An 11,326-nucleotide genomic window follows, 5' to 3' on the forward strand; every position below is an offset into this window, starting at 1 on the left:
GCGCGGCTTCCACGGCCGCTCGATGGGGTCCCTGTCCGCCACCCACAATCCCAAGTACCGCAAGCCCTTTGAGCCGCTGGTGCCGGGCTTTACCCACATCCCGCTGAACAAGCTCGAGATGGCGGAGCAGGCCATCACGGAAGAAACGGCGGCGGTGATCGTCGAGCCGGTGCAGGGCGAGGGGGGCGTGCGGCCGGCGGAGCCGGCATTCCTGCAGGGCCTGCGCCGGCTGTGCGATGAGCGCGGCGCGCTCCTGATTTTCGACGAGATACAGACCGGCATGGGCCGCACGGGCAAGATGCTGGCGCTGGAACACGCCGGCGTGGTGCCGGATATCCTCTGCCTGGGCAAGGGCATCGGCGGCGGCGTGCCCATGGGTGCCATTGTCCTGGGGCCGAAGGTCGCCCCGCTGAAGCCCGGCCTGCACGGCTCGACTTTCGGCGGCAATCCGCTGGCCTGCGCGGCCTCCTTGGCCACCCTGCAGGTGCTGGAGGAAGAGGGGCTTCCCCAGCGCGCCGCAGAGAAGGGGGCCTATGCCTTTCGCCGGCTGGAAGCGCTTCACGACGCGCCGATGGTGCGGGAAATCCGCGGCCTGGGCCTGATGATCGGCATCGAGCTGAAGTGCAAATCGCGGCCGTATCTCGATGTACTGCATGAGAGGGGCATTATGGCCCTGCCGGCCGGCCCCACCGTTGTGCGCCTCCTGCCGCCGCTGATGATCCCCGATGATGATCTGGAGTACGTTCTGGATACCGTCATAGACGTCCTCGGCCAGACGCTGCAGGTGGGCGATGAGGAAGATGATTGACCCGGTCTCCCTCCTCCAGGAGATGGTGCGCATATACAGCCCGACCGGCCAGGAGAGCGAGCTGGCCGGCCTGCTCGTCTCGCGCATGCAGGAGCTGGGCCTGCGGGCCTACCTGGACGAGGTGGGGAACGCCGTCGGCGAGCTGGGGGAGGGCCGGCGCACCCTGATGTTGTTGGGGCATATGGACACGGTGAGCGGGTATATCCCGGTGCGCCTGGAGGAGGGCCGGCTGTACGGCCGAGGGGCAGTGGATGCCAAAGGCCCCTTGGCGGCATTCATCATGGCGGCGGCGCGCCAGGGCCCGCCGGCGGACTGCCGGCTCATCATCGTCGGCGCGGTGGAAGAGGAAGGGTGCTCGCGCGGCGCCCATCATCTGGTGCCGCGCTATCGTCCTGATGCAGTGATCATCGGGGAGCCCAGCGGGTGGGAACATATTACGCTGGGATACAAGGGGACGCTGTCGGTGAATTACCGTTTGCGCCGGCCGCGCGGACATACCGCCGGCCAGGGCGAGACGCCGGCGGAGTGCGCTGTGGCCTTCTGGAACGCGGTGGCCGACTATACCTCCGCCTGGAACGCCGGCAAAGCGCGCCAGTTCGACATGCTGACCCCGACGCTGGTCTCCATCTGCACAGAGAGCGACGGCTTTCAGGAGCAGGTGGAGATGCATATCAACCTGCGCTGGCCGCTGGGGGTAGACATCGAGGAAGTGCGGGCATGGATAGAGGAGCGCGCCGCGCCGGCGGAGCTCACTTTCGGGACTTGCGAGCCCCCGTATCGGGCGGATAAGAACACGCCGCTGGTGCGGGCGTTCCTGCAGGGGATACGGGCGGTGGGGGGCACTCCCCGCTTCAAGCTGAAGACCGGCACCTCGGACATGAACGTGGTGGGGCCGGCGTGGGAATGCCCCATCGCGGCGTACGGTCCTGGCGATTCCAACCTGGACCATACGCCGGAGGAACACATCCTGATCGAGGATTATCTGCGGGCCATCGCGGTGCTGGAGCAGGTTCTGGCGCGCTGGTGAGCGAAAACTCCCCGGGCATCCCCGGGGAGTTCGTGTTTACAGGGCTGTCAGATATATTACGGCTCGGGGACCACGGCGAGGCCGGTGGTGCCGGGGCCCGAATGCACGCCCAGCGCCGGCGACAGCTCGGACACCAGCGACTCGACGCACTGGAAGGCCCGTTCCACTTTGCGGCGCAGTTCCTGGACTTCCTCGGGCGCGGCGGCATGTATGTAGGCGACTTTCAGGCGCGCGCCGGCGCCGAAGCGCTCTGTCAGGAGGGAGATCATCTTGTCATAGGCGCGGGAGCGACTGCGCGCCTGGCCGTAAGCGGTGATCTCGCCGTCCTCCATCCCGATCAGCGGCTTGACGTTCAGCAGGGTTCCCACCAGGTGGATGGCGCGCCCGATGCGGCCCCCCATGTACAGATACTTGAGGGTATCCGCGGTCTGGATCATCATGGCGCGCGCCGCCGTCTGGCGGGTGATTTCGATGACACGCTGGAGGCTGGCGCCGGCCAGCGCCGCCCGCGCCGCCTCGATCACCGACCAGCCCTGGGCCATGGCCACTTGACGCGTGTCAATGACGTCTACCTTGATGTCCGGCAGTTCTTCGGTGATCATCTCTTTGGCCACGCTGGCGGCCTGATACGCCCCGCTCCCGATGGAGGTCATGGTGATGACCACCATCTCCTTGGTGCGCTCGTACAGCTCCCGGAACATGCGCACATAGTCCCCTGGTCCGGGGTTCGAGGTGGTAGGGAGCTGGGTGGCGGTGGGGAGCCACTGGTAGAACTTCTCCCGGCTGATGTCGAACACGTCGCGCAGGGTCTTGTTGCCGATATTGATGTAATAGGGGATGAGGTGGATATTCAGCTTGCTGACCAGCTCGTCGGGAATGGAGGCAGTGGTGTCGGTGATGATGGCGACGGGGCTGCGGCTGGACAATACATTTGGGACAGACATCGAAATCAAACTCCTTCAAATCTCTGCAAAGACCGCCGGCGAAACGGTTGGGCCGGCGCGTCTCCGGATATTCACAAAGCATAATAAGCCAGGTCGTGGAATTTGTCCACTCCTGGCTCAGTGGTTCACCAAAGCCGGCTGGCCTTGTGGGAACGGACGGGGATCAGACCCGCCCAAGGAGGAATTCCACGGCCTGACCCACGGTTTTGATCTTCTCGGCCTCTTCATCCTCAATCTGGCCGCCAAACTCGTCCTCGAACGCCATGATGAGCTCCACCAGGTCCAGTGAATCCGCCTCCAGGTCCTCGCGGAAGCGCGCTTCCATGGTAACCTTGGACTCATCCACGCCGAGCTGGTTGACGATGATCTTCTTCACTCGTTCAAAGATTTCCTCACGCGTCATGGTCATGGTTCTCTACCTCCAGAGATTGATGCGATGTGACACATGGCTGACAACATGTAAGGAAAGGCAGGAATAGTGAACGATAGAACGTGTTCTATTGTAATCCCCTTTGCGCCGGCTGTCAACAATGCGAGGACATCGTGCCGTTGGCGGTTTGACAAGGCCCATGCCGGCGGGTATGATGGGCGTACCGCCGGCGGCCGGCGACTGGCCCATACTTCCACCGTATTATAACCCCATTCCGGCCCGAGCGTTGCGCCCGCCGGCATTCCGTAGCAGGAGAAAAGGATTGACCACTTCGCACCGCCAGCGGAAAGAAGACCATCTGCGCATCTGCCTGGAAGAAGATGTGGCGTTCCGTTATCCCTCCAGCGGGTTCGAGTTGGTGCAGTTGCCCCACCTGGCCGCGCCGGAAATGGCCTTGGAAGATGTGGATATCTCGACCCGCTTTCTGGGGCATGCCCTGCGCGCTCCACTGCTCATCTCCTCCATGACCGGCGGGACCGAATGGGCGCGCACCATCAACCGCAACCTGGCGCAGGCCGCCCAGGAGCTGGGGATTGCGCTGGCCCTGGGTTCCCTGCGCGCCGCGCTGGAGGATGCGGCCACCATTTCCACGTACCAGGTGCGCGATATCGCGCCGGACGTGTTCCTCTGCGCGAACCTGGGAGCGGTCCAGCTCAATTACGGGTACGATCTGGAACACTGCCGGCGCGCGGTGGAACTGATCGGCGCCGACGCGCTCATCCTGCACCTGAATCCCCTGCAGGAGGCGCTCCAGCCGGGCGGCAACACGAACTTCCGCGGTCTGCTCGACAAGATCGCCGCGGTGTGCGCCGGCCTGCCCGTGCCGGTCATCGTCAAAGAGGTGGGGTGGGGCATTTCGGGCGAGCTGGCGCGCCAGCTCCATCTTGCCGGCGTGGCGGCGATCGACGTGGCCGGCGCCGGCGGCACCTCCTGGAGCCAGGTGGAGATGTACCGCGCGCCGGATGAGTCCGCCCGACGCATCGCCCAGGCCTTCGAGGATTGGGGGATCCCGACCGTCCAGGCCCTGATGGAAGCGCGGCGCGCCGTGCCCGGGGCGGTCCTGATCGCTTCCGGCGGCCTGCGCAGCGGCGTGGATGTGGCGAAGGCCCTGGCGCTGGGGGCGCAGTTGGCCGGCATCGCCCATCCGCTCCTGCGCCTGGCGACCCAGTCCGCGGAGGCCGTCATCGGCTATTTGCAGGAGATCATCCAGGAACTGCGCATCGCCATGTTCTGCACCGGCTCCCGCACCCTGCGGGACCTGCAGAACCTGCCGGTTGTGGTGCGGAGCGCGCCGGCGGTGCACCGCGCCGGCACACAACAATGATGGGATGCAGACCATGAATGCCCTGCGCAAGGCCATGGAAATGTATTTGCCATTAGTAGAGGAAGAACTGCGCCGCGCGGTGGCGGCGCCGCACCCCAGCGTGGAGCGCTTCTACGGGATGATGCAGTATCACATGGGGTGGCGGGACAGCTCCCTGGCGCCGGCGCAGGCCCCGACCGGCAAACGCCTGCGCCCCCTGCTGTGCCTGTTGAGCTGTCAGGCGGCCGGCGGAGACCCGCAGATGGCACTGCCGGCGGCCGCCGCCATCGAAATCCTGCATAATTTCTCCCTCATCCATGACGATATCGAGGACAACAGCGCCACCCGCCGGCACCGGCCGACGGTGTGGAGCCTGTGGGGCCAGCCCCATGCCATCAACGTGGGGGATGGCATGTTCGCCCTGGCGTATCTGACCATGGGAAGCTTGACGGAGCGGGGGGTGCCGGCGGAGCGCGCCCATCGCGCCGAACGGGCTTTCCAACGGGCGTGCCTGACGCTCACCGAGGGGCAGTTCCTCGACATGTACTTCGAGGAAACCTTCGCCATTTCCGAAGAGGATTATCTGCGCATGATCCGTGGGAAGACGGCCACCCTGCTGGCGGCTTCGGCGTATATCGGCGGGGCGCTGGCCGGCGTCCCCGAAGAAACCGCCGGCCTCCTGTATGCTTTCGGCGATGCCCTCGGCATGATGTTCCAGATCCAGGACGATATCCTGGGCATTTGGGGGGAGGAGGCGGTCACCGGCAAGCCCTGCGGGAGCGATATCCTCCAGCGCAAGAAGTCCCTGCCGCTGGTATATGCCGTGCGCCGGCTCCAGGAGATCGGCGATGCGGCTGCCCAGGAGCGGCTGAAAGAGGTGTACCATTCCCCGGAGGTGCCGGCGGAAGCGGTGCAGGAGGTCGTGACCTTGCTCGATGCGGTGGGGGCCAGGGCCTACTGCGAGGAGCTGGCCGGCCGCTATCAGCAGGAGGCGCTGATCCATCTGGAACGGCTGGCGCGCGAGCCGTTCGTCGATCAGGAAGGGATTACCGCCCTGCGGGAGCTCACGCACTATCTGATGGGGCGGCAGAGCTAGTCGGGCAGGAAGCCGGCAAACACTTGATTGCCCAGGAGCCGGCCGCGCTGCGTCAGGCGGACGCGCTCCGGCAGGATCTCGATCAATCCCTGGGCGGACAGACGCGCAAGCACCTCGGGATAGGCCTCTGCCGGCGTTCGGCCATACCGCCGGCGGAAGCGCTCCACCTCCACCCCTTCCTCCACTAGGCGCAGGCCGAGGATCATGGTCTCGGCCATGTCCAGTTCTTCGGTGAGTGTTTCCTCGCCTTCCATGAGGGATAGGCCGGCCTGCAGGCGCTGGATATAGGCATGGGGGTCGCGCACGTTCCACCAGCGGCGCCGGCCCAGGTGGGAGTGCGCCGCTGAGCCGAAGCCCAGGTACGGTTCGTTGCGCCAGGTGCCCAGGTTGTGCCGGCACATATAGCCCGGCAGTGCCCAATTGGAAATCTCATAATGCAGATAGCCAGCGGCTTCCAGCCGCTCTTCCGCCCAGAGGTACATGTCGGCCGTGCGGTCATCGTCCGGGGCCGGCAGTTTCCCCGCGTGGATCATCTCCGCCAGCGGTGTCCCTTCCTCCACGCTCAGGGCGTACAAAGAAATGTGCTGGGGCGCAAGGGCGAGCGCCTCCTCCAGCGACTGCTTCCACTCCTCCAGGGACTGTCCCGGCAGGCCGAAGATAAGGTCGAGGTTGAGGTTGTCGAAGCCGGCCTGGCGCGCCCAGCGGATGGCCTGCCGCGCCTGCACGGCGTCATGCACGCGCCCCAGCAGGCGCAGTTCTGCATCGCGAAAGGACTGCACCCCCAGGCTCAAGCGGTTGATGCCCAGTGTCCGCATACGGCGCAGGCTGTCCGGCTCCACAGTGCCGGGGTTGGCCTCCATGGAGATCTCGGCGTCCGCCGGCAGGGGGAATGCCTCCCGCAGTGCCCACAGTATCCGTTCCAGCAGTGGGATGGGGAGGATGCTGGGCGTTCCACCGCCGATGTACGCGGTTCGCGGGGGGAGCTGGTCAGGGGGAATGTCAGGGAAGCGCGCCGGCGCGCCGGCGATCTCGGCGCAGATGGCGTCCGTGTAGGGCGCGAACCATTCCGGCCGGCCCGGCACCGAGGCGAAATCGCAGTACGCGCACTTGGCCTTACAGAAGGGGATATGCAGATACAGGCCCAGCGCCATGGGCGCCTCAGGCGCGCGCCAGCGCCTGCTGTACCGCCCGTTCCAGGGCGCGGCGGGTCAGCACCTCCACCATATCCTTGCGGTACTCCCGCGAGGCGCGCAGGATGTTACTGCGGGGGTCCGATTCCTCCATGGCCCGGTGTGCGGCGGCGCGGATGGTCTCCTCGTTCACGGGAGCGCCGGCCAGGATGGCCTCTGCGCCGCGCGCCCGGAAGGGGGTGGGGGCGACCGGCCCCAGGGCGATGGCGGCGTGCTCGAAGCGGTCGCCGGCTTCGTTCAACTGCACCACGACGCCGCAGTTGAGGATGGGTAAGGAGAGGGCGCGGCGCCGGGCCAGCCGCTCGAAAGCAGAGCCGGCGCGCCGGCCCAGGGCTTTGAAGCGGAAGGCCACCAGCAGTTCCGCGGAAGGGTCAATCTTACAGACGCCCGGCCGGCTGAACACCTCCAGCAGGTCGGTCCAATAGCGTTCGTGGGGTGCGGCGATCTGGGCTTCGGCGGAGAGCGCCGTCAGCGCGATGCTCCCGTCGGCGGCCGGCATGGCGTTGACCACATTTCCGCCCAGCGTGCCCACGTTCTGGATCTGCAGGGCGCCCACGGCCCGGCAGGCCTCCGCCAGCACGGACGCGTGTTCCTGGATGATGGGGGATTCCCAGACCTGGCGGTGGGTGGTGGCGGCGCCCACCCAGATATACCCGTCGTTGGTCAGCCGGATGCCGTTCAGCTCCGGCACACGGGTGATGTCGACGAAGGTCTCCACCTGGTATTTGCCCTGCTTGATCTGGAGCATGAGGTCGGTGCCGCCGGCGATGATGCGGGCACGGCCGGCATGTTGGCGAAGCATGTCCAGGGTCTCTTCTATCGTTTGGGGAAAGAGATATGCGCTGGTCATCGGCGAAATCCCTCGACAGACCGGATTGGATGTGCACCGAAAAGAGGATAGCACAAGGGCAGGGGAGTGTCAAATGCCGTAGCCACTTACGAGCGGCGCTTGCGCCGGCTGCGCGAGGCCGGCGCAGACAGGCTTTCCATCCATTGACATAATCTCCAGCTCTCCCCCAATTTGTCAGCAAATTGTAAGGTGAGTTCGCCTTGGCGGCGGGTATATTTAGGTAGGCCGGCAGTGCCGACGTACAGGCTTAAACTTAAAATATTTGACATAATATTGGCGAGCCATCTTCGCTGCCGTATAATGTGGGGAAGATGGGCGTCCATCTGACGAGGTAGGGAGCATGGTCATTCCACTGCGTCGGGCGTACGAGTCAAGGGAATACATCTACGAGATCGCGGTCGTGGATTTCTTCAACGCGCGGCATGCTATCGGTGATGAACAGCCCCATTCCCATTCGTGGAAGGTGGAGGTGAAGATCCGCCGGCCGCGCTATTTGGGCGAGCAGGTGCTCATCAGCATCGAGGAGACGCGCCGGATACTGCGCCGGCTGTTCCAGCGCTATGAGGACCGCTTCCTCAACGACATCCCGCCCTTCACGTTCCAGGCGCCCTCGCCGGAGAACCTGGTCGCCTATCTCTTCGAGCAGTTGGACAAGGAATTTCGCGGTACCGATGCCAGCCTGTACTCGGTGACCATCTGGGAATCGCCCATGAACTACGTCACCTTTGCCGTCAAGGAATAGCGCCGGGGATGCAGGAGCCGGGATGATGGAGCGCGGCGAGAAATGCTGGGGGAATCACATCATATGGCTGGGCGCCGGCATTGTGCTGATCACAGCGGCGGCGGCCGGCATGTATGCCCCGCTTCTCCTTCCCGCCGGCCAGGCGCTCTATCCCTGGGCCTCCGATACCCTGGGGCATGTCCTGAAAGTGGAGTACCTGCAGGAACAGATCGCCGGCGGGACCCTCTACCCGAACCTGATGCCGCAGTGGTACATGGGACTGCAGGTCTTCCGCTATCATGCGCCACTGCCCTATTACATCCTGTGGGGGCTGACCCGCTCCGTCGGAGATGCGGTATATGCCGCCAACCTCTTCATCGCCTTGTGTGCGCTTCTGGGCGGCCTGAGCTGGCTGTTGTACCGCAGGTGGATAGGTTGGGCGCCGGCCGTCGCCGGCGGCATACTTTACGTCTTTCTCCCCGATAACGTGCGGGTGGCGCTGGCGGAGGGCAACCTGCCGCGCGTGTTGGCCGCCGGCCTCCTGCCGCTGTGGGCCTACCTCCTCCTGCGCTCGGCCGAGGCGCCGCGCCGGCCGTGGCATCGGCTGGCCCTGGCCCTGTGCACCGCGCTGATCGTCCTGAGCCATGCCATGATGGCCGCCATTTATGCCCTCGGCGGTGCCCTGCTGGTCGTATGGCTGTGGCTGTTCGGCAAGACGCGCCTGCGGGCGGTAGTGCTGACCATGCTGAGCATCGTCCTGGGCATCCTGGCCGCCGGCTGGTGGTTTCTCCCCAGCCTCACCGGCGGCATCACCGACATCAACGCTTCCGCCATGACCGAGGCGCTGGCGGTATTCCCCATCACCATATACCTCAACCCGCTCCTGCGCCTGCGCGACCCGGAGATCGTATATCCCGGGACAGCACTGCTCCTGCTGGCGGTGATCCTCTCCCTGCCGCGCGCCGGCCGGTCCAACCGCTGGAGCCTGGCCTGTGTCTTGACCGGCCTGCTGGCCATCCTCATCAGCACCCCGGGCTTCAACGCGTTGTACAACGCCCTGCCCATCCATCACCTGGCCTGGCCCCTGCGCTTCGTGGGGTTCGGGAGCTTCGCGCTCCTGTTGGGGCTGGCCTGGCGCATGGCCGGCTGGCAGAGAAGGCACTGGATCGTGCCGGCGCTGGTCTTCCTGCTCCTCTGTGCTGATGGCGCGCTGTCGGCGCGCCTGATCCATCTGCGGCCGGCGCGCCCCGACCTGCTGGCCGCCGCCGAGGCGATGCGCGAAACCCCCGGCTGGCGGGAAGCGACGCTGGACTCCAGCCGGCTTGGCTCCCAGGCTTCGTATTTTTTCACAGCGGCCGCCGGCCGCGAGCAGGTCTACGGCTGGGCCTATCAGGGGGCGCGCACGGCGCGCAATGTCGCCGCTCTGAATGAGGCGCTGGAACAGGGCTTCACCGCCTACGTGTTGGATCGGCTGGACCTGTATGGGGTGGATGACGTGGTGCTCCTGCGCGCCGGCGGTATCGATCCGGCACTGCCGGCGGCCCTGGAGGGGGCCGGCTTCTCCCGCCAGTATGCGGGAGAGGAGCTGACCCTGTTCCATCGCGATGGCGCGCCGCGGGCCATCCGCCTGCCCCAGCAGGCACTGGGCATCGGGAGCGGCGCGCAGAACCTGTGCTACATCTTCCCGCAGATACTGCCCGGCACCAGCGATTACGTGGACGATTATTCGTTCGAGGAACTGCGCGCCTATCATACCGTGGTGCTGTCGGGCTTCCAGTGGCGGGAGCGCCGGCGCGCCGAGGAGCTTGTCGGGCGGCTGGCGGAGGCCGGCGTGCGGGTGGTGGTGGACCTGACGAACAGCCTGCCCGAATCGCTGTCGCGTGAGCCCTATTTCCTGGGGGTGTGGGGTGAGCTGATCATCCTCGACCGCCAGCCGGTGGAGGCCGCCGGCGAATGGGGTTCTTATCGCTTCCGTCCCTTCAGCGCCGCCTACTCCTTCTGGCAGGCGCAGACCCCTCAGGGGCTGGACCAGGTGACACTGGCCCATCCGTACCTGGGGGGCAGTAGCACTGTGGTGGGGTATAAGCAGATGGGAGCGGGGCGCGTCTGGTTCGTGGGGCTGAACCTGCCCTATCATGCCGTCCTGACGCGTGACCCCGCCGCCATCGAGGTGTTATCCAAGGTGTTGGAGATGCCGCCGGCGGAGCGCCAGGCCTATCAGACGGTGCCCCTGCAGGACTATCGGGCCTCCTCCGAGGGGTATGACTTCGTGTACGAATGGGACGAGGGGGGCTGGCTGTTGTTCCCGGCGGCGTTCCACGATGGCACGGAGGTGCGGGTGGACGGCCAGCCGGCGAACGTCCGCTCCTATGACCGGCTCATCGCCTTCCAGGCGCCGGCCGGCCGGCATACGGTCTCCATCCGCGTCCGTCCTACCGGTATCTATACGCTGGGAACGGCGGCCAGCATCGCCGCGCTGATGGCCCTGGGCGTGTTGGTCTGGTGGGAGCGGAGGCCGGCGCCGCCGGCGAAGGAGGATGCCCATGCGGCGTAATCGCACGGTTCGCCGGGCGCTCCTGCTGGCACTGGCGGCGTTTCTGGCGTTCCACGGGATTGCCCTGGCCATCACCCTGGACGGTAACTTCGAGGACTGGGCCGGCCAGCCCCATATCACCGACCCACGGGGAGACGGCGCGAGCAATAACTCCGATTTGCTCGCCTTTTACTGGGCCACACAGCCGGGGGTCGACATCATCTACTTCATGTTCGAACGGGACAGCGCCAACGGCCCCGTCTACTTCACCGTGCTGGTGGACACCAACAACAACGGGAGCTATCAGGATGATGTGGACCGCTGGGTGTTCGCCCACTATTCGCCGAACAACGACGATAGCGATGTCAGTGTGCAGGTGAGGATCCCGGGCGGCACAGTGGTCAACTCCTACAGCGGAGATTGG

General features: G+C 65.7%; 10 protein-coding genes and 1 pseudogene (1 of these 11 cut by a window edge). 7 read left to right on the top strand and 4 right to left on the bottom strand.

Annotated elements, in window-relative coordinates; all coding sequences use genetic code 11:
- Together H5T60_01420 and H5T60_01425 are read left to right on the top strand one after the other, a co-directional pair.
- On the top strand, positions 1 to 808 hold an 808-nt coding region (locus H5T60_01420), incomplete at its 5' end, for an aminotransferase class III-fold pyridoxal phosphate-dependent enzyme (GenBank protein ID MBC7241089.1).
- Complete coding sequence (locus tag H5T60_01425) at positions 801 to 1,835, top strand: [LysW]-lysine hydrolase (GenBank protein ID MBC7241090.1); 1,035 nt, start codon at positions 801 to 803, stop codon at positions 1,833 to 1,835. The genes H5T60_01420 and H5T60_01425, both read left to right, overlap by 8 nt.
- Positions 1,836 to 1,891: 56 nt before the next feature.
- Here H5T60_01425 and H5T60_01430 read toward each other — a convergent pair whose 3' ends face one another.
- Both H5T60_01430 and acpP read right to left on the bottom strand, forming a co-directional pair.
- A complete protein-coding gene (locus H5T60_01430; GenBank protein ID MBC7241091.1) occupies positions 1,892 to 2,779 on the bottom strand; it encodes a DegV family protein in 888 nt (295 codons plus the stop codon).
- Positions 2,780 to 2,942: 163 nt separating this feature from the next.
- Positions 2,943 to 3,182, bottom strand: coding sequence for an acyl carrier protein (gene acpP, locus H5T60_01435; GenBank protein MBC7241092.1), 240 nt, complete (start codon positions 3,180 to 3,182; stop codon positions 2,943 to 2,945).
- A gap of 181 nt (positions 3,183 to 3,363) precedes the next feature.
- Between acpP and H5T60_01440 the strand changes: the two genes are divergently transcribed.
- Both H5T60_01440 and H5T60_01445 read left to right on the top strand, forming a co-directional pair.
- On the top strand, positions 3,364 to 4,533 hold the full coding sequence (locus H5T60_01440; protein ID MBC7241093.1) for a type 2 isopentenyl-diphosphate Delta-isomerase: 1,170 nt from the start codon (positions 3,364 to 3,366) through the stop codon (positions 4,531 to 4,533).
- A gap of 4 nt (positions 4,534 to 4,537) precedes the next feature.
- Positions 4,538 to 5,608 (top strand): polyprenyl synthetase family protein, encoded by a 1,071-nt coding sequence (locus tag H5T60_01445; protein MBC7241094.1) that lies wholly within the window; start codon positions 4,538 to 4,540, stop codon positions 5,606 to 5,608.
- On the opposite strand, the gene hemW is transcribed toward H5T60_01445, so the two are convergent.
- Both hemW and H5T60_01455 read right to left on the bottom strand, forming a co-directional pair.
- Positions 5,605 to 6,759 carry a radical SAM family heme chaperone HemW gene (gene hemW, locus H5T60_01450; protein MBC7241095.1) on the bottom strand — a complete coding sequence of 385 codons (1,155 nt, stop codon included), beginning with the start codon at positions 6,757 to 6,759 and terminating at the stop codon, positions 5,605 to 5,607. The genes H5T60_01445 and hemW overlap by 4 nt on opposite strands.
- A 7-nt stretch (positions 6,760 to 6,766) precedes the next feature.
- Positions 6,767 to 7,648: an FAD binding domain-containing protein gene (locus tag H5T60_01455; protein MBC7241096.1), complete on the bottom strand. Its 882-nt coding sequence runs from the start codon at positions 7,646 to 7,648 to the stop codon at positions 6,767 to 6,769.
- A gap of 340 nt (positions 7,649 to 7,988) precedes the next feature.
- Here H5T60_01455 and H5T60_01460 point away from each other — a divergent pair, with 340 nt between their 5' ends.
- The 3 genes and pseudogenes from H5T60_01460 to H5T60_01470 form a co-directional block, all read left to right on the top strand.
- The gene (locus H5T60_01460; GenBank protein ID MBC7241097.1) at positions 7,989 to 8,390 is read left to right on the top strand and encodes a 6-carboxytetrahydropterin synthase; all 402 of its coding nucleotides are present in this window, start codon (positions 7,989 to 7,991) and stop codon (positions 8,388 to 8,390) included.
- A 22-nt stretch (positions 8,391 to 8,412) separates the two neighbouring features.
- Positions 8,413 to 10,923 carry a hypothetical protein gene (locus H5T60_01465; GenBank protein ID MBC7241098.1) on the top strand — a complete coding sequence of 837 codons (2,511 nt, stop codon included), beginning with the start codon at positions 8,413 to 8,415 and terminating at the stop codon, positions 10,921 to 10,923.
- Positions 10,913 to 11,326: pseudogene (locus H5T60_01470) on the top strand (hypothetical protein) (it continues 216 nt past the right edge of the window). Before H5T60_01465 ends, H5T60_01470 begins: the two are co-directional and overlap by 11 nt.

The sequence above is a fragment of the Anaerolineae bacterium genome, assembly GCA_014360855.1.
In the GTDB taxonomy this organism is placed as follows: domain Bacteria; phylum Chloroflexota; class Anaerolineae; order JACIWP01; family JACIWP01; genus JACIWP01.